The organism is Gallintestinimicrobium propionicum (assembly GCF_025567525.1).
GTDB classification, from domain to species: Bacteria; Bacillota; Clostridia; order Lachnospirales; family Lachnospiraceae; genus Gallintestinimicrobium; species Gallintestinimicrobium propionicum.
Genome location: NZ_JAOQJY010000011.1, coordinates 61,198 through 81,046, shown reverse-complemented (window position 1 = coordinate 81,046; position 19,849 = coordinate 61,198). Strand labels below are relative to the sequence as shown.

At 48.6% G+C, this 19,849-nt stretch carries 14 protein-coding genes and 1 pseudogene; all 15 read right to left on the bottom strand.

Going from position 1 to position 19,849, the window contains the following annotated elements; genetic code table 11:
* Positions 1-24: 24 nt before the first annotated feature.
* Positions 25-1,335 (bottom strand): alpha-amylase family glycosyl hydrolase, encoded by a 1,311-nt coding sequence (locus tag OCV62_RS09670; protein WP_021914285.1) that lies wholly within the window; start codon positions 1,333-1,335, stop codon positions 25-27.
* A gap of 100 nt (positions 1,336-1,435) precedes the next feature.
* Positions 1,436-2,293 (bottom strand): glycerophosphodiester phosphodiesterase, encoded by an 858-nt coding sequence (locus OCV62_RS09665; RefSeq protein ID WP_262586364.1) that lies wholly within the window; start codon positions 2,291-2,293, stop codon positions 1,436-1,438.
* 22 nt (positions 2,294-2,315) lie between these two features.
* Positions 2,316-3,131, bottom strand: a complete 816-nt coding sequence (locus tag OCV62_RS09660) for an ABC transporter permease (RefSeq protein ID WP_262586362.1) — start codon at positions 3,129-3,131, stop codon at positions 2,316-2,318.
* Between the two features lie 80 nt (positions 3,132-3,211).
* Complete coding sequence (locus OCV62_RS09655) at positions 3,212-4,129, bottom strand: ABC transporter permease (protein ID WP_021914288.1); 918 nt, start codon at positions 4,127-4,129, stop codon at positions 3,212-3,214.
* Positions 4,126-5,103: an ABC transporter ATP-binding protein gene (locus OCV62_RS09650; protein WP_330667353.1), complete on the bottom strand. Its 978-nt coding sequence runs from the start codon at positions 5,101-5,103 to the stop codon at positions 4,126-4,128. The genes OCV62_RS09655 and OCV62_RS09650 overlap by 4 nt, the downstream gene beginning before the upstream one ends.
* On the bottom strand, positions 5,100-6,107 hold the full coding sequence (locus OCV62_RS09645) for an ABC transporter ATP-binding protein (RefSeq protein WP_262586357.1): 1,008 nt from the start codon (positions 6,105-6,107) through the stop codon (positions 5,100-5,102). The genes OCV62_RS09650 and OCV62_RS09645 overlap by 4 nt, the downstream gene beginning before the upstream one ends.
* 63 nt (positions 6,108-6,170) lie before the next feature.
* Positions 6,171-7,790: an ABC transporter substrate-binding protein gene (locus tag OCV62_RS09640; protein WP_262586354.1), complete on the bottom strand. Its 1,620-nt coding sequence runs from the start codon at positions 7,788-7,790 to the stop codon at positions 6,171-6,173.
* A gap of 437 nt (positions 7,791-8,227) precedes the next feature.
* Positions 8,228-8,411 (bottom strand): annotated as a pseudogene (locus OCV62_RS18795) (AAA family ATPase); the annotation flags it as partial.
* A 100-nt stretch (positions 8,412-8,511) separates the two neighbouring features.
* Entirely contained in the window at positions 8,512-10,245 is a 1,734-nt protein-coding gene (locus OCV62_RS09630; protein ID WP_262586352.1) for an ASKHA domain-containing protein, read from the bottom strand.
* Positions 10,246-10,343: 98 nt separating this feature from the next.
* Positions 10,344-10,532 carry a hypothetical protein gene (locus OCV62_RS09625; RefSeq protein ID WP_262586349.1) on the bottom strand — a complete coding sequence of 63 codons (189 nt, stop codon included), beginning with the start codon at positions 10,530-10,532 and terminating at the stop codon, positions 10,344-10,346.
* Between the two features lie 63 nt (positions 10,533-10,595).
* Positions 10,596-11,666 (bottom strand): tryptophan--tRNA ligase, encoded by a 1,071-nt coding sequence (gene trpS / locus OCV62_RS09620; protein WP_021915126.1) that lies wholly within the window; start codon positions 11,664-11,666, stop codon positions 10,596-10,598.
* A 202-nt stretch (positions 11,667-11,868) separates the two neighbouring features.
* Positions 11,869-14,511, bottom strand: a complete 2,643-nt coding sequence (locus tag OCV62_RS09615) for a cation-translocating P-type ATPase (RefSeq protein WP_262586347.1) — start codon at positions 14,509-14,511, stop codon at positions 11,869-11,871.
* Positions 14,512-14,917: 406 nt separating this feature from the next.
* Positions 14,918-16,666 (bottom strand): glycoside hydrolase family 13 protein, encoded by a 1,749-nt coding sequence (locus tag OCV62_RS09610; protein ID WP_412280162.1) that lies wholly within the window; start codon positions 16,664-16,666, stop codon positions 14,918-14,920.
* A 57-nt stretch (positions 16,667-16,723) separates the two neighbouring features.
* Positions 16,724-17,458: a TrmB family transcriptional regulator gene (locus tag OCV62_RS09605; protein ID WP_262586343.1), complete on the bottom strand. Its 735-nt coding sequence runs from the start codon at positions 17,456-17,458 to the stop codon at positions 16,724-16,726.
* 260 nt (positions 17,459-17,718) lie between these two features.
* On the bottom strand, positions 17,719-19,548 hold the full coding sequence (rho, locus tag OCV62_RS09600; RefSeq protein WP_330667351.1) for a transcription termination factor Rho: 1,830 nt from the start codon (positions 19,546-19,548) through the stop codon (positions 17,719-17,721).
* Positions 19,549-19,849: the final 301 nt, after the last annotated feature.

Genomic DNA, 19,849 nt, shown 5'->3' with positions numbered 1-19,849 from the left:
GGGAACGTCTTTTCTTTTCGACTATTATCTCTCACATTTCCAGAAGTAAGCACTATATCCCGGCAGCTCACTTCCGCCGCCAAAATCATGCTCCTGTCCGGTGATCAGATCCACCGCACGACCACAGCCTGCATCGAAGTGGGCTGTATAGGGCTGCTCCTCTGCATTGATCGCAACCAAAACCCGTTCTCCATCTACGGCGCGTTCAAAAATGCACTGGCGGTTCGTCAGCACAACACTGCGGAATGCGCCATAATTGAGGGCATTGGAGTGTTTTTTAGCTTCTGCAAGCTTTGCGATCCACTCTGTCAGCCCGTTTGTCTGAGGCCCATCGAAGCATGCACGCAGTGCAGGATCTCCCTGGCTTTTCTCTCCCTTTGCGCCCCATTCACTTCCATAATAAACGCAGGGGATTCCGGGCATACCAAACATCAGCGCATAAATAAGCGGCAGATGCTTTTCATTGGTAAGGATGCTTGCCACTCGCGTCACATCATGGTTGTCCACAAAGCTAAGCAGATGCTTTCCTTTATAAAGGGTCCAGTTTTCCGGGCCGAACTGGCGCAGCAGAGAGTGGACAATTTCAAACATATTCATACTGTTGAAGCTGGAATACAGTCCCTTATAGCATTCATAGTTGGTGGCAGAATGCAGCATGGAATCATTCATCAACCGGTTGTAATCCCCATGCAGCATTTCTCCGACGAGAAAGAAATCCGGCTTTAGGCTGTCGCAGAAGCTTCTCAAACGGCGGACGAAATTTTCGTCCAGACAATAAGCGACATCCAGCCGCAGACCGTCAATGTCAAACTCGTCAACCCAGCCTCTTACGCTTTCCAGGAGATACTGGACAACCTCCTCGTTCTGTAAATTCAGCTTGACAAGATCGTAATTGCCTTCCCAGCCCTCGTACCACAGACCGTCATTGTAATTGGAGTTGCCGCCAAGATTGATATGAAACCAGTTTAAATAGGGGGAATTTTCCCTGTTTTTCAAAACATCCTGAAATGCCCAGAAGCCGCGTCCTGCATGATTGAACACGCCATCCAGCACAACCCGGATGCCTTCGCTGTGAAGCTTATCGCAAACCTGCTTAAAGTCTTCATTCGAACCGAGGCGGCAATCGATTTTACGATAGTCCCTTGTATTGTACCCATGGGTATCCGATTCAAAGACCGGTGAAAAATAAATCGCATTTGCCCCCAGCTTTTTGATATGATCTGTCCAGTCCAGCACCTTCAAAATCCGATGTGTCTCCACCCCGTCATTTTCAAACGGTGCTCCGACAAAACCAAGGGGATAAATCTGATAAAATACACTTTCATATGCCCACATAGTAAATTCCTCTTTCCTGCCAGTATATTTGCTGACCTGTCTATTTTACCATTTTCCTCCGGACTGCTCAATATCAGAATCCTGCACTTTTCCAATAGAATCAATCAATCCCTGATGTTTTTAAAAAATGATTCGTTAATATGACATCGATCCCCATATCAAAGAAGGCTTTTGCTTCTTCTGCATCATCCGACCAAAATAAATTACAGATCATCCCCTTTGCATGAGCCTTGTCGATCATGCTCCGGGTCAGAAATAATTTGCAGAATTGTACCCGGCTGCACTGATACCGAATGGCATTTTCCACAATGCTGTAATTCATATGTCCCTCCAGACAGCATCTTTTGATATCCGGCGCCATTTTTAATGCCGTTTCCAAAACATCCTTCTCCCCGGTAATATAAACCATGTCTCTGCATTGGTATTTATCCAGCAGCTGCAGGATTTTTTGAAAGGTATTCTCATCATAAGCCGGAATTTCTCTGTCTTCCAGATCCTTCAGCACCATCGGCTCCGGCTCCCTAAGAGGCATCGGCAGCGGCTTATTTTCTGTATATATTTCCATCAGCTCCTGTCCTCTTCCCTCCATGATCCGATTTTTAAGAACCGAAGCGCCAATGGATTTGATATGAATATTCATAACTACCTTACCGGCAAACTGCCGCAGCACCTCTTCAAATAAAGGAATACGTACTCCTTCATATTCCGAATGAAATTTCTTTCCTGCATCCAGGTTTTTCATCTGTTCCCATGTCATATCACAGATTGTGCCTTTGCCGTCTGTCGTCCTGTCTACCGACGGATCATGACACACTGCCAGCTGTCCATCCGCCGTCGGCCATAAATCAAATTCTATCTCATCCGCTCCTAATGCCACCGCAGCCGCAAATGCCGGCAGTGTATTTTCCGGCGCAACGGCATTAAATCCTCTGTGTGAGCAAAATTTTCTTTTTGACATTTTATCCATTTCCTTTCTTTTTTCAGGAAGCATTTTTTAATTTAGGATCCAATCTATCTCTCAGCCAGTCTCCGATCAGGGAAATATCTAAGATCAGTACCACTATGATAATACTGGGCAGTACCGCCAGCCACCAATGCGTCAGCATATAATCTCTGCCCAGACTGACCATCACGCCAAGAGATGTGCCGGGAGGCTCTATTCCAAGTCCCAAAAAAGACAAGGTGCTTTCGAGCAAAATAAATCCCCCCAGCTCCATGGTAGTCTGCACGATCAGGGGCGATGCAATATTTACCAGAATATGCTCAAACACAATTCTTACTCCGCTTGCCCCCATAGAACGGCTCGCTTCGATAAACTTCGCATTTTTCAGCTGAAAAATCTGGCTTCTTACCAGACGGCAATAGGAAGACCATCCTGTGATTGCCATAACGAGAATTGTCGTAACCGGCTTTGCCCCCAGAATACAAGCAAAAATAATACCGATAAATGTGGTTGGTATAGATAAACGTACATCTGTAAAGAAAGACAATACCGCGTCTATCCATTTTCCGCCCAGTCCGGAAAGAATCCCCAATGCAGTTCCAGTTACCGTCGCAATGATCATGCCGGTAAAGGAAATCATGATGGTGGATCTTGTGGCATAAAGCAATCTGATCGCAACATCTCTGCCCAGATTATCCGTTCCAAATAAATAGGGGGATGTGGGATTCTTAAATTTTGGCATTTTTAATCTTTGTGTAAGATCACTTGCCCCCAGATCGATCGGTGCAATCACCGGTGCAAGCAGCGCCGTTATAACGATTACTGCCAGTGTCACCATTAAAAAAATTATCATCGGTGGAATGATCCATCTTTTTCTACCGAGCTTTCTGTTCCGCATACTTATCCTCATTTCTGTATTTTATCTGAAATCCTTTAATGATCGCGTATTCGCGGATCCAGCAAACCATAAGAAAGGTCTACCAAAAGATTCACAAATGTTACGGAAGCCGATATCACCAGAACGCCAAATACTACCACAGGAAAATCTCGCTGCTGTGCACTGGAAACAATTAAGGTTCCGATCCCGGGCCACGCGAATACCGTTTCCACAACAACAGATCCTCCGATCATAGCACTTAACTGTGCTCCCAAAATCGTAATGACCGGGATCAGCGCATTCCTGAGGCCATGCTTTAAGACCACCTTCCATTCCCGCATGCCCTTTGCTCTGGCACAATCCAAATGCTCCTGTCCGATCACATCCAGAAGCGAGCTGCGGGTAAGTCTTGCAACATTGGCAATGGGACCTACTGACAACGCGATTACCGGCATGAGAAAGTGCTGTGGAGTTCCGATACCGCCGCTTGGCAAAATCCTGAGTTTCAGAGAAAAAATAAAGATCAACAGGATTCCCAATATAAAATTAGGCAGAGTACTGCCTACCACCGCACTGCTCATGGTGATCCGATCTAACAGGGTATTGTGCTTCACCGCTGCCAGAACTCCCAAGGGGATTCCGATCACAATGGTAAGTCCCAATACAATGCTTCCCAATGAAATTGTCGGAATCATACGCTCTGCGAAGAGATCGGAAACAGAACGTGCATAGTAATAGCTCATTCCGGTATCCCCCGTAAAGAGCCCGACAAATGATTTTATGTACTGCTGCCACAGCGGCATATCCAGTCCCAGATTTGTCCGCAGGATTTCTTTTGCAGAATCACTGGCTCCGGCCAATGTCAGCCATTCAATCGGATCTCCCGTTACTCTGGTAAGGAAAAAAACCAGAGTGTAAACTGCCCATATCGTCAGTACCGCCTTTCCTACACGCAATATAATATAACGTTTCATTGCTTTCCTCCATCCGTGTATAAATGACAGGCAACCTGATGTCCATCTGCCGTTTCTGCCATCTGCGGTCTGATCTCTTTACAAATAGCAAGTGCCTTTTTACAACGCGCGCAGAACGGACATCCAGGGGGCAAATCCATGGGACTGGGGATCTCTCCCTCCAGTACTTTGCATTGATCCTGTTCTCTGGGATCCGGTATCGGTACTGCCTGCATAAGGGCCTGGGTGTAGGGATGAAGCGGATGCTCAAACAGATCTTCTTTCTCCGCCAGTTCTACTGCCTGCCCGAGATACATTACAAGCACTCTGTCACTGATATGGCTTATAACGCTCATGTCATGTGAAACGAAAACATAGGTCAGCTTCTTTTTCTCCTGCAGATCCTTCAAAAGGTTTAATATCTGCGCCTGAATAGAAACATCCAACGCAGAAACTGGTTCGTCACACAATAAAAGCTGCGGATCCGTCACCAAAGCTCTGGCAATGGCAATCCTCTGTCTCTGTCCTCCTGAAAATTCATGGGGATATTTTTTCAGAGAGTCTCTGGATAATCCCACCTGCTCCAACAAAGGGAGGATTCTCGATTTCTTTTCCTCTGCACTCATCCGCTCATGGATCCGTAACGGCTCTTCCAGAATTCGCTGAATGCTCATGCGGGGATCCAGAGATGCATAGGGATCCTGAAATACCATCTGTATATTTTTTCTAACCAAAGGAGGCATATGTCTGTGTATTTTTTTGTCCCCGAACTGCACATAACCGCCAGTCGCTTCCTCCAACCCCATCAGCATGCGGATCAGGGTTGTTTTTCCACACCCTGATTCCCCGATGATCCCCAGTGTTTCGCCCTGATACAGGGTAAAGGAAACATGATTCACGGCATGTACCCTTCCAATTTCTTTTGGAAGCAGTGCTCCTCTTTTTACCGGATATTCTTTACATAGATCAACGACTTCTAATATTTTCTCTTTCACAAGGCAACCCCTCCAGGCCCGCATTTTTCTTTTTCCTGCTGCTGCGGAGTATAGAAGCATTTGTATAAATGTCCGTTTTCCCCCTGCATACCCGGCTCTTTCTCATGGCATACCTCCTGTGCATAGCTGCAGCGGCTGCAAAACCGACAGTACTGTACCGGTACTTTCATCTTTGGAACCTGACCAGGGATTGTATACAGCTTTTCTTTTCTCTCTTTTATGCTGGGAATTGCTGCCAGAAGCCCTCTGGTGTAAGGGTGGCATGGATTTTCGAACAGTTCTGTACATTTTCCTTCTTCTACTACTGCACCGCCATACATTACCAGCATACGGTCACAGACAGCGGCCACTACTCCCATATTATGGGTTATCAGTATGACTGCTATTCCCAGCTGATCCCGCAGCTCCTTCAGCAGGGAAAGGATCTGGGCCTGGATCGTCACATCCAACGCCGTTGTCGGTTCGTCTGCGATCAGTACCTTCGGGTTACATGCCAATGCAATGGCGATCATAACTCTTTGCTGCATACCTCCGGACAATTCGTGAGGATATTGTTGGATCCTCACCTCCGGTGAAGGGATTTTTACCTGCTTTAACAAAAAAACAGCTTTTTCATAGGCTTCTTTTTTAGAGATTTTTTCATGTATGCGTATGATCTCTACGATCTGATCTCCTATCGTGTACACCGGATCCAATGCGGAGAGGGGATTCTGAAAGATCATGGAAATTTCTTTTCCTCTTATCCGGCAAAGCTCTTTTTCCTTCATCTGAAACAGATCCTTCCCCAGATAAATGGCCTGTCCGCCCTCCCTTTTGGAGGAAACAGGATCCAGCAATCCCATCAAGCTGCGCACAACCGTGCTTTTTCCACATCCGGATTCTCCTACGATTCCGACAATTTCACCAGGATAAATATCAAGATCCACTCCATCCACTGCCGGAATTACGTTTTGTCCCGAGTAGTAATAGCTTTTTAACCCTTTTATTTTCAGAATAGCTTCCAAATAACTATACTTCCTTTCAAAATCTGCTTCCCGGCAGATATCTGCCGGGAAGCAGCCCTGTCATTATTCTGTAACTTTCAGATCCCCTGCACGGAACGGCATGATCTGGTTTTCACAATATGTCATATCCCATTCCAGACCATCTCTGATACCATACAAATCTTCTGCCTGATACAAATAAGTGCCTGGGCAGTAGGTATCGAATACTTCCATCAGGGTTCTTGCTGCCTGCCGCTGTTCTTCCAGATCCTTGCTGTCGATCAGTGTATTTCCTGCTGCCACAAATTCCTCTGTAGGTGTCCAGCTTCCTGTTTCCGGGTTTGCCGGTCCGGAGCCTGTTCCAAACAGGAGCCATAATGCACCAAGGGGATTATCAAACCGGGAAGCAGAGGACCATGCCCGGATGTCTGCACTGAAGGAGAATTTGTCTGTAAATACGACTTCTGCTTTTACGCCGATATCCGCAAGCATGCTGACAATGGCCTCACCTGCCTGATTGCCGTTTGTATAATAACCGTCCGCCATTTCGATGGAAATAACCTCTTCCCCGTCATATCCGGATTCTTTTACTAATTCACGAGCTTTTTCCGGATCATACTGTACACCGGGATAGTCCTCAATATATAAATCTCCATAGCTTTCAAACTGATGCCCATTCGGAACCTTTGCATATCCGGACCAAAGGGTATCTACCAGTGTCTGGCGGTCTATTGCCATCGTCAATGCCTGTCTGAATTTCTGATTTGACATAATGCTGTCTTCATTTCTGGTATTAAATGTGTATATATGGATATTTTTAATGGAGGTTCCCACCACGCTCACACCGGAGGTTCCATTGATCGTATCTACCGCATCAGAAGGCACATCATTGATAATATCTACTTCCCCTGTGATCAAAGCGGTCATACGGGCAGATGCTTCCGGATAAGAAATAAATTCTATACTCTTTGCAGCAGGCTTATCTCCCCAGAAGCCGTCGTAACGCTCCAACACATATTTTTCAGGAGAGTACTGTGTCAGCTTATACGGGCCGGTACCGATGGGAGCAGTCTGAAAGGCTTCATCTCCGATTTCTTCAATATAATCCTTCGGTACAATGCTTGCTCCCCAGATAGAGCCCAGTCTCTGTTCAAACGCAGCATCCGGTTTTTTCAGCTTGAACTGTACCGTAAGATCATCTATCTTTTCGACGGAATCCAGTGTTTCATATAATACTGCAATGGTTCCATCTCCATAGCCGCTTAAAATTCGATCAAATGTAAATTTCACATCCTCTGCATCACATACCTCGCCGTTCTGGAAGGTAACATTTTCCCGGATTTTTACATTTAATGTTGTATCATCCTGCCATTCCCAGCTATCTGCCAGCTGTCCGGTGATATTTCCTTCTTTATCCGTGAAAAGCAGGGTATCAAAAATATTATAAAAAAGCTTAATGCTGGCAATACCGATGGATCTGTCCGGATCTAACTGTGTCGGCAAAGCAGCAAGACCAATTTTCAAAACATCCAATTCTGTTTCTTTTGCTGCAGCTTCTGCTGTATCCTCCTGTGAAGACGCAGTCTGCTCAGCAGTCGTCTGAGTCGCCTCTTTCTTATTTGCGGTATTTGCAGCAGAGCCGCAGCCACCAAGCGTAAGCATCATTGCCATTACTCCGGCAATCAACCGAGTCCTTTTTTTCATACATTCTCCTTCTTGTTGTGTTTTCTATTCTCTTTCCTGCAGTTCTAAGTTTTGTGTGCACATCATCAAAAGAACTGTTAACATCTTATGTCTCTTTTCTATTTGTCACCATCAGGAATGCGTAAATCGTTTGTAAAAGTTCTGCATATAAAAAATGCAGGATTTCCTTTCCGGAAAATCCTGCAAATCAGAAAAGCATTTTATGAAATTATCCAATTTGGAAAACTGCCGCTCTGTACTTCTATTACTGTGCGTTACCCGGTTCCAATGCCAACCCAATCAATCGATCCGCCTGATCTGCCATGAATAGCGGAATGTTCAGCACATCATCATCCAGCTTCGGATTTGACCTCCACTGGGAAGATGTCGTTCTCCCGCTGAATGAGGAAATCAACTTCGTAAGGCGGGTTGTTCTGACTCCAATAACGGGGCATGACTTCAAAAAATTTCTTATATTCTTCATTTCATCAAAGTTAAAGTAAGCTGTATTTTCATAACAGCGTCCGCCGAACTCTTTCAGAATCCAAGTCTTACCCACCTGACGTACACCCTTCAAGATTAAAGGCTTGCGGTAGGGAGAATTCTTCCAAGCCAGCAATTTTTTAAGACAAATCGTTCCATAGAATCGTTCCTCACATAACTGCAGTATGGATTCCCCCGATAAACAGATAGGGAATCGAGCACATCGCTCCGAATCCAAGACCGAACGCTTTCTTCCTTTCTATTCATCAAACATCATATATTCCATATAAAATTCCTGAAATTTCGCACTCGATCCAAGATTGATGGTCTTTGCCCGCTCTGCCAGTGCTGTTGCTTCTTTTTCCATCCTGCGGTCATGCAGAATCCTTACCGCACCCGCCAGTGCCGCGTTTCCGCAGATTTTAATACGGGACAGGTCAATTTTGGGAAAAAGTCCGATTCTTTCCGCGCTTTTGGCCGACATATAGGAGCCAAAGCCACCTGCCACATACAGGCCTTCCAGCCCGGCAGCATCTATTTTTTCCTCCGCCAAAAGTGTCTCCATTCCTGCCCGGATCGCTCCCTTGGCAAGCTGAACCTCACGAATATCCTCTGCAGTCAGACCGACATTTCCTGCAAAGCATACATCCTCTTCCAGATAACCGGTATCCTCCAGCAATCCGCTTTCCAGCAATCCTGCCACACCGTCGATCACGCCGCTGCCGCAGATGCCCTCTGCTGTAGAAGCCTCCCTGTCGCCAATCACATGTACCTTCCAGCTGCCGTTTTCCCAGTTTACATGGTCAATGGCACCTGCCACACCTCGCATGCCGCAGGAAAGCCCAGCGCCCTCAAAAGCCGGTCCCGCCGCTGTCGCGCAGCAAATCAGGCGTTCCTTATGAAACAGGACGATCTCTCCGTTCGTCCCCACATCCACCATCAGCCGGGATCTGCCGCCGCGCGAGGCTGAGACGCCATTCAATTCTCCGCAGCTGACATTCGTGTCAATTGCTGCCGCAGCTTCTTTGTGGCTGCCGTCCGCTCCGGGTATGCGGTTCGTTTCTGTAAGACCCGATCCAAGAATCGCTGTCGTAATATCCGCACCGACAAACGCAGACATGCAGCGCGGAAGATATACGTCTGCTTTCCGGCAGCTCAAATCCAGTGCTTCTCCTATCGTCCACCAGCCAAACAGCTCGTCCGCTTCAAACGGCGCTCTTGACAGGCATCTGGGATCCTTCTGCGTCAGGAAATACAGCATCGACGTATTTCCGGTAATGATAACTGTCTCAATGGCCTCTGCACTTTCTCCTGCGTGTTCTGCCAGCTCCGTAAGCAGGCGCGACACTGCCTCCCGGACGATTGCCGCAAGTTTACCCGCTTTTCCCTCCAGAGAAGCTTCCATCCGGCTGATGACATCCGCTCCGAACACGGACTGGGGATTCCATGCGCCCATCGTTCCGACAGCCCTGCCTTCCCGATAGAGGACGGCTGCAATTGTCGTTGTACCGATATCCACCGCCGCTCCGAGGTGACGGTAGAGCCGCGCGCCGGGCGCAGCTTCTGCAGACGGCGCAGCGCTGGTGCGCTCTGACGGCTGCGCTGCGACGGCGCGCTCTGACGTCGGAGCAGGCGACATGCTGACGGCGCTGGAAACTGACGGCGCAGACGGCGTGCTTACACAAATGGTCTCCTCCCCGTCTGCTTCCTGCCGCAGCGCATCGATTTTCCCGTCCGGCACTGCTTTCAGAAAGCAGGCAAGCCGGATTCCCTGCGCAAGACGCTCGGCTCCAAGAAGTTTTTTTTCCGTCTCAGACGGAGCTGCAAAACTTCCTTCCGCATACACCATACATTTTCCACAGGCATGCCGTCCGCCACATGGCATTTCCACTCCGTGTGATTTTTTCAGCAAACTGCTGACTGTTGTTCCCAGCTCTGCGAAAAGAGCTTCTCCATTGATCCAAAAACGGATTTTTTCGCTGTTATCTGTCATTTTTTATTCTGTCCTGTCAAACAGGCTCCGAACCGTCTGTTTTCTGCCAGCCAACAATCCGGTCTCCTATTTGTCCTTTGCTTCATATGATGTCGGGGTCAAAAGCCCCCGACCTTGATGCCTGCGGATTGTTCCGTGCTGCGCACTCCCACAATCCTGAGGTCTTCCTTATTGACTGTATTTCCAAAATGATATCCCATCGCACCGATGGATGCAAGCGGATTTGTCATCTCAGTCGCAGTGTTGCCGCAGAATAAAATCAGGGCGTGCAAAAAATGATTTCTCATCCTTCACACGCCCTGATTATTTCCGATAATCCTTTATTTTTCCGCGAAACACGCAGACATTTTTCATTCGCCCTTTAACAGGCTGCTGTCCTCGAAGTAATTGATCTTCATCGCTGCCTTGACATCCTTTAAGGTTTCCGCAGCCTTTGCTTCTGCAACCTCACTGCCCTTTTTCAGAATGTCGTAAACATCCGTCAGATGCTCTTCCCAGTATTTTCTTCTCTCACGGATCGGCGCAAGCTCAGACTGCATAACGTTGTTTAAGAACTTCTTCACTTTGACGTCGCCCAGACCGCCCCGCTGATAATGTGCTTTCAATTCGTCCAGATTCTGGTAATCCGGTAAAAACTCTGCAAAATGCTCCGGTCTGCAGAATGCATCCAGATAGATAAATACAGGGTTTCCGTCTACGTTGCCGGGATCCTCCACACGCAAATGGTTCGGATCTGTGAACATGCTCATAACCTTTTTCTTCACATCTGCTTCTGTGTCGGACAGATAAATACAGTTGCCAAGGGATTTGCTCATCTTCGCCTTGCCGTCGATGCCGGGCAGTCTTAGGCATGCCTTATTGGAGGGCAGGATGATCTCGGGCTCTGTCAGGGTGTCCCCGTAAACGCTGTTGAACTTATGTACGATTTCCTTACACTGTTCCAGCATCGGCAGCTGGTCTTCGCCAACCGGAACGGCAGTTGCACGGAATGCAGTAATGTCCGCAGCCTGGCTGATGGGATAGCAGAAAAATCCAACCGGAATGCTTGCTTCGAAATTACGCATCTGGATCTCTGCTTTAACGGTAGGGTTTCTCTGTACTCTGGAAACCGTTACCAGATTCATATAGTAAAAGGTCAGCTCTGTCAGCTCCGGAACCATCGACTGAATGAAAATCGTTGCCTTTTCCGGATCAAGGCCGCATGCCAGATAATCCAGCGCTACCTGTAAAATGTTCTGACGTACCTTTTCCGGATGCTCTGCATTGTCTGTCAACGCCTGTGCATCCGCAATCATAATATAAATCTCGTCAAACTGACCGGAATTCTGCAGTCTTACACGCTCCTTCAAAGAGCCTACATAATGGCCCACATGAAGACGTCCTGTGGGGCGATCCCCCGTTAAAATAATCTTTTTGCTCATATGTCTGTCCCTCTCGCTTCTCTTGGGATACTACAGTGCTCTCTGCAGCCTGCCGCATCCTGATAAACCTGCAAGTCTGTTGGTTTCAACAGCTGCAGCTCTTTCCAATTATATCCCGTAAAAAGCACAGAGTCAACAGTTGCGTATATTCGCATCTGTTGACTCTAAACAGGTTACAGTTCTGTGATTCAACCTGCGCCGATCAGCCCTCGTGTTTCGCACTGCGCCGCTGGATCCACTTTACAAGCTCCACGATGGGAACTACCAGCACACTCAAAAGTAGTGCAACGAGATACTCTGCAGGCTCCACACTCGTAAAGCCAAATGCCCCGGCAAGCAACGGGATCTCACACACTGCAGTGGTTGCAAGCAGCGAAACCACTGCCGCTCCAAGCAGAAGCCAGTTTTTCGAGCCAAGCTTGAAAATACTTCCTCTCTGGGAACGCATATTCATGCTGTGGAAAATTTCCGCCATTGACATTGTGACAAACGCCATCGTAGTGCCATGGGCGCTGTTTGTGATGGTCCATTCTCCGGTTTCCATGAAATGTCCGATAAAATAGGAAACCATGACAAGTGCTGTTACCAAAAGTCCCTGATAAGCAATATCAAAGCCCATTCCATCTGCAAAAATCCCGGCCTTCGCATCTCTGGGTTTGCGCTTCATAATGTTCGGCTCTGCCTTTTCCGTACCCAGCGCCAGCGCCGGGAAGCAATCCGTTACAAGATTGATCCACAGAAGATGCACCGGCTGCAGAATCGTAAAGCCCAGAAGTGTCGCAAAGAAAATACTCAGCACTTCACTCATATTGGAGCCTAACAGAAACTGGATTGCCTTCCGGATGTTGTCATAGATTCTGCGGCCCTCTTCCACCGCGCCGACAATCGTTGCAAAATTATCGTCCGCCAGCACCATATCTGCCACATTTTTGGTAACGTCCGTTCCTGTGATGCCCATTCCGATGCCGATGTCCGCAGCCTTGATGGAGGGCGCGTCGTTAACGCCGTCACCGGTCATTGCCGTCACATAGCCGGCATTTCTCCAGGCGTTTACGATACGGGTCTTGTGCTCTGGCTGTACGCGGGCATAAACGCTGATGTTCCGGAACTTCTCTGCAAATTCTGCATCGTCCATTTTTTCCAGCTCTGCTCCGGTCACTGCCAGGCTGCCATCCTGCAAAATACCAAGCTCTTTTGCAATCGCTGCTGCCGTATCCACATGGTCGCCCGTGATCATAACCGGTCGGATACCCGCTTCCCGACATTCGTCAATTGCTGCCTTTACCTCCGGACGCACCGGATCAATCATGCCGCACAGTCCCAAAAAGCAAAGCTCCTGCTCCAGCAGATCCGCATCCTCGCTTTCCGGTTTTTTCGTCCAGACTCTCTGTCCGCATGCCAGCACACGCAGTGCCCGATCTGCCATGGACTTATTTGCCTGCAAAACCTTTTTCCGATATTCTTCTGTCATGGGCAGAAGCTGTCCATCCTCCAGATAAAATGCACAACGGGTGAGAACCACATCCGGCGCCCCTTTTGTAAACTGAATGTAATCGTCCTTGCGTTTATGGACTGTGGACATCATTTTCCGTCCGGAATCAAAGGGAGCCTCCATCACACGGGGCATACTCTGTTTTAAAAGATTCTTATCCTGCCCGATCCGGTTCGCCCAGACAACCAGGGCAGCCTCAGTCGGTTCTCCTGTCACGCTACCGTCTGCATCCAGCTCTGCATCACTGCACAGTGCCATTGCTGCCGAAAGCTCCTTCTCTTCTGCTCCGAAGGAATCTACAACTGTCATCTGGTTCTGCGTCAGCGTTCCGGTCTTATCCGAGCAGATCACCTGGGCACAGCCAAGGGTTTCCACTGCAGTCAGCCGGCGGATGATCGCGTTTCGTTTTGACATGTTCGTTACACCGATGGAAAGTACCACTGTCACAACTGCCGCAAGTCCTTCCGGGATCGCCGCCACTGCAAGGGAAACCGCAATCATAAAGGAGTTCAACGCAACCTCAAAATTCAGGCTGCCTGCCCGAATCATCTGAATCGCAAAAACCAGTACGCAGATTCCGATCACCAGCTTTGTCAACACCTTCGAAAGCTGTGTCAGTTTTCTCTGCAGCGGTGTCTGTCCTTCCTGTGCCTGAGACAGCGCATCCGCAATTTTTCCCATTTCCGTATCCATACCAGTGGCCGTTACGACTGCCACAGCACGTCCATATACGATCGTGCTTCCCATATAGACCATATTTTTACGGTCGCCAAGGGGCACATCCCGTTCCCCGTCTGCCAAAAAGATCTGATCGATCAGCTTCGTGACCGGCACGGATTCTCCTGTCAGTGCAGCTTCCTCTGCTTTCAGGCTTGCGCTTTCCAGAATCCTTGCATCCGCCGGAACCGCATCCCCTGCTTCCAGACAGATGATATCCCCCACCACAAGGTCTTTGCTCAAAATCGAGGACATTTTCCCGTCCCGCACAACCTTTGAGGTGGCCGCTGCCATGTCCTGCAGCGCTTCGATCGCCTTTTCCGCCTTGCTTTCCTGATACACACCCAGCACGGCATTGATCAGGACCACTGCCAGGATAATGATGACATCCGCAAAGCTGTCATTTTCCAGGACTGCAAGCACACCGCTGATGGCCGCTGCCGCCAGCAGGATCACGATCATCGGATCTGCCACCTGTTCCGCAAACCGGCGCAGCAGGGATTTTCCCTTCGCCGCTTTTAACTCATTTGCTCCGTTCTGCAAAAGCCGCTCTGCCGCTTCTTTTTCCGTCAGGCCGCTTTTTTGGCTGTTCAGCTCCTGCAGTACCTGTTGTGAGTCTTCACAATAATACTTCATTCTTTTTCCTCCCGATGGTGTTTTTCGTACAATAGATCTCACACTTCGTGATCGCTCTATTGTCTTATACACTAGACCTCTCACTTCGTGATCCTCTATTGTCTTAAATCACAAAAGACCCAAATACTGCTTTTCAAAAAGAAAACAGTATCTGAGTCTCGCAATTTAAAACAAGCCAGATCGGCATAGGATCGGGGTTGTTGACTTGTTACGCTGATGCAAAGGCGATCCGCCGGCTCTGTTCCATCCCAGCAGCTGCACTTGCTGCGCTCGCTACTCCCTCACAGGGAATTTTGTTTAGCAGTAAGGTTATCATATGCAAAGTCTTCTGTCAATATACATGCCGGTAAAGTTTTGGTGAAATTTTTTGTCCTCTTTCGCTGCGGTTTGACCGGAAATCCTTGTTTTACAGCCGTTCCACCAATGCGCCGCCTGCGCGCAGCACCCCATTCTCATAACCTCTTGCAAACAGCACGCTGCCCTCTGTCTCCACATCGGTCTCTTTTCCGGATGCGTTCAACACAACCCGAAGCCTGCTGCCCTCTGCCCCGGTTTTGACATATTCCACCACCCGGTCAGAGCTGTTATTATTTTCAAATGTGATTTCCATGCTGCGGGCCGCAGGCTCTTTTCGAAGGGCTATCAGCTGCTTTACCTGCTCCGTAATCTCTGCATAGTTTCCCTGTTCGATCTGATCCCAGGGCATACAGCGTCTGCAATCCGGGTCAGCGCCGCCCTCTATCGCGATTTCCGTTCCATAATAGATACAGGGACTTCCAGGCATTGTAAAGAGCATTGCAAGCTGCTGGAAAAAGAGATCCTGATTTCCACCTGTCTGATGGATCAGCCGATCTGTATCATGGGAATCCAGAAGGTTAAACAAAACCTCTGTCGTCTGACGCATATAACGCACCAGATTTTCATGGATCGCCTCTTCCAGATCCGATTTCGTCTTTTCCGGCTGATACCAAAACTCCCGGATGGCTGCAGCAAAGGGATAGTTCATAACGGCGTCGAATTCGTCCCCGCCAAGCCACGGCATTGCGTCATGCCAGATTTCCCCCAGCAGATAAAAATCCGGTTTTAACTGCTTTGTCATCTGCCGCAGCTCACGGCAGAACAGATGGGAAATTTCGTTTGCAACATCTAACCGAAGTCCATCAATGTCAAATGTCTCAATCCAATAACGAACGGTATCCAAAAAATAGTCCCGCACCTTTTTTTCACTCGTATTGAGCTTTGGCATCCGCTCCGCAAAGGCAAAGGAATAATAGCGTCCATCCCGGGTGCTGCCCTCCTGCTCCCGACAGGGCCAGCGATTGATCATAAACCAGTCATAATAGGGGGACTTAGGCCCCTTTTCCATCACATCCCGCCACGGTAAAAAGTTACTGCCGCAATGGTTGAATACACCATCCAACATCACTCGGATGCCTCTGTCATGGGCCTCCTTAACGAGCAGCTTCATAGTCTTTTCATCTCCGAAGCCCGGATCGATTTTCCGGTAATCTGTCGTATCATATTTATGACTTGAGGGAGATTCAAACACCGGCGTCAGGTACAATCCGGTAATACCAAGCTCCTGTAAATAAGGAAGCTTTTGACGGATCCCATCCAGATCGCCGCCATAAAAATCGAGATTACTTACGGTATGGTATCCCCAGGGCTTTACCCAGTCCGGATCATTTTCTTTGTTGCCGTTGCAAAAGCGCTCCGGAAAAATCTGATACCAGACCGTCTCCCGCACCCACTTTGGCGTCACGTTGATATCCACCGAATTCATCCACGGAAACGTAAAGCACTGTCCCAGCTGTCCGTTTTTCACATCCTCCGGCGAATGAAAGCCATCCTCAAAATAAAAGACCCGTTCTGCTCCTGCCTGCAGCTCGAAGAAATACCGGCACCGTTTATAGGGAGGCTGCACGGGAATTTCCCACCAGAGGTGCTGGGGCAGACGCATTTTTGTCACGATCTCCTCCCGACTGCCTTCCCAAGCCTCGTTTCCGCCCAGAATACCAGTAGAAAACGGGTCGCCATAATGAATCCAAACCTGTTCCACTTCTTCTCCGGTCTGCAGCCCTACCATCAAAATTTCCTCATTCAATGCATAGCAAAACTGCTGTGACGCTCTATGATAAACCGCTTCTAAATGAATCATGTTCAGACCTCCGTTTTCCAGGCTGCATCCTTTTAAACTGCAGCCGATCTCATTTCAATGCATTTCCAGTCCATACTTTTCCTGCAGCTGCAACAGGGTGATGTCGTGTTGAATATGCTCCGACAAAATTTTCACCATCAGCCCATTGTTGCTGACCGTACCGCTCCAGTTGGCAAATGCACCGCAGTCCGCTGTCAGCGTCATCTGCCTATCTGTCACAAGCATCAGACGGGAGGGCTGATGTGCTGTCAGCATTCCTCCGTGGGTATAAAACTCCACATCCTCCCGGTTCAGTCCAAGATCATAAAAGGAAAACGCAACGATCCGCACGCCTTTTTTCTTTAGCCGATGGAAGGTCTCTGCAAAACGGGAAAGATCAAAATCCGCATTCAGATAAACCTCCTCCCGGGCATCCTCCAGAAGCTTCCCTGCCCTTGCCATCGCCGTTTCAAAGCCCCGGAATACGAAATGCACCTCCGGCTGCTTCGCCGTCTCATATTCTTTCAGCTGTTGCCTGGCGAGAGAAAGGTTTGCTGTCATTTCCGCCTGCATCCGCCCCAAAAGCACCTCCGGTTCCTGGGCGGCATACAGTGCTGTCTGATCCGGAACCAGCTCCACCATCCCCTTATCCAGCATGTGCTCCAGCGCATTGTAAATAGAAGGGCGTGCAATTGCGATTTTTTTTGCCAGCTGATAGGCAGACATGGGCTCAGAACCGATCAATGCCATATAAATCTGTGCTTCCAGCCTTGAAAAATTCAGATGTTCCAGTGTTTCCTGCAGCTTCATCGTTCGCTTTCCTTTCGTTGTATATTTTATGCAACTATATATAGCATAAACTTTTGCCCTATGCAAGTATTTTTTTGATTTCCTTGAAAAAGAAGAACATTCGGTGCTGATTTTTCAATGAACGGATAAAAAATGAGCTGCGAAGCAGCGGAGAGCGTCGAAGACGCGGTTCATGACAATAGAATGTTCGCAGAGCGAGCATTCTATTGTATTGCGAATGGCGCGTGTGAACTGTAACTTTTATTGCATGCGCTGTATTTTTACAGGTATCTCATCTTTCTCACCGTCTGCACAAACTCTATATTGGTTTTCGTCTTTGCAAACAGATCCAGCACCTTATCCACAGCTTCATCGGATTTCATACCATTCAACGCGCGGCGCACCACGTTGATTGCTTCCATCTCCTCTGCACTCAGCAGCAGATCTTCTCTTCTCGTGCTGGTTTTGGGGATGTCGATGGCAGGGAAAATTCTGCGTTCAGACAGCTTTCGATCCAGCACAAGCTCCATATTACCGGTTCCTTTAAATTCCTCGTAAATGACATCGTCCATCCTGGATCCGGTGTCCACCAGTGCAGTGGCCAGAATCGTCAGGCTTCCGCCCTCGCGCATATTGCGGGCTGCACCAAAAAAGCGCTTCGGCATATGCAATGCCGCCGGGTCAATACCACCGGACAGGGTACGTCCGCTGGGCGGAACCACCAGGTTGTAGGCACGGGTCAGGCGGGTAATACTGTCTAACAGGATCATAACGTCTTGTTTATGCTCGACCAGACGCTTTGCACGCTCAATAACCATTTCGGAAACTCGTTTATGATGTTCCGGTAATTCATCAAACGTGGAATAGATCACTTCAACATTCGGCCCTGCCACCGTCTCCTTCATGTCCGTTACCTCCTCCGGACGTTCATCGATCAGGAGAATGATCAGATGCAGGTTCGGATAATTTTTCTTTACCGACATGGCCACTTCTTTTAATAGGGTTGTCTTACCAGCCTTCGGCGGGGACACAATCATACCTCTCTGTCCTTTACCGATGGGGCTTAACAAATCCATGACCCGCATCGCCACCGGGCAGCCGAAGCGTTCCATTTTCAGTCTGCTGTTCGGAAAGATCGGCGTCATATCTTCAAAGTTGCTTCGTCTGGATGCTTCCTCTGTGGTATAACCATTAATCGTCTTGACATAAAGCAGGGCAGAGAATTTTTCATTCTGTGTCCGCACTCTGGTATTTCCCTCTAAAATATCGCCTGTCCGCAAATTGAACCGACGAATCTGGCTGGGTGCCACGTAAATATCATTATCTCCCGGCATATAATTATCCGAGCGGATAAAGCCATAGCCCTCAGCCATGACCTCCAGGATACCCTTTACCGTAATGCCGCTGTCCAGCTCTGTCGGGAACTTGTCGTCCTCTGGACTCTGGATCGGTGCAGTTCCGCGATTATACGGACTGTTGTAGCGCTCATTATAACGAGGTGCAGGCGCGCTCACACGGTTCTGTGCCTCTTCTGCCACAGGCGCAGCAGTACGGGGCACTGCAGCTGCAGTATTTTCCCGCGCACCATTGTTGTCGCGGCTTCCTGTCCGTCCATTATGATAAGAACCATTGCTGATGAAGCGCTTTCCTGTTCTCTGCTGCCGTCTTTCCTCCCGATCCCCTGCTTTGCTCTCCGGTTCTGTCCCACCGTCATGAGGATCCTGCTTTTCCACTGCGCCCTTCTCCGGGGTATCCTTGCGCTCTGCCGCATCCCTCTTCGGAGCATCCTCCCGCTCTGCTGCGCTCTTTTCCGGGGCATCCTTGCGCTCTGCCGCGCCCCTCTTCGGCGCATCCTTGCGCTCTGCTGCGTCCCTCTTTAGAGCATCCTCCCGCTCTGCCGCGTCCTTCTCCGGGGCATCCTTGCGCTCTGCCGGGCGGTTCTCCGGGACGCTGCGTTCTGTTTTGATTTCTGCATTCTCCTGGGCATCCAACCTCAGCATCGCATCAATGACTTCCGCCTTTTTCATTGTAGAAAGTCCTTTTATCCCCCTTGCTTTTGCAATCTCCTTCAGATCATGCACTGCCAGAGATTCATATTTTTCTCTTATCATTTTTTCCTCTCATTTCTGCGCACGCTTTTTGCGCATGTCGAGTTTGTGTCAAGTGCGCGCAGACACAAATCTCGCGATTGAAAATTTTTATTTTTCAATCTTTACTCCCTTTACTGCCATCGTGATTCGTCCCTGATTTTCATACGGAATTCTACATGAAACGATCTTTTTGAAATGCGCCAGAACATCCCGATCCGGGAAACAGCGGTCTTTTGTCAGAAATCAAAAGTGCCTGTCATTTTAATGAATTTTATTACACATCGGAGACACAAGTCAAACGTCTCCTTCTGTTTCGCTCATT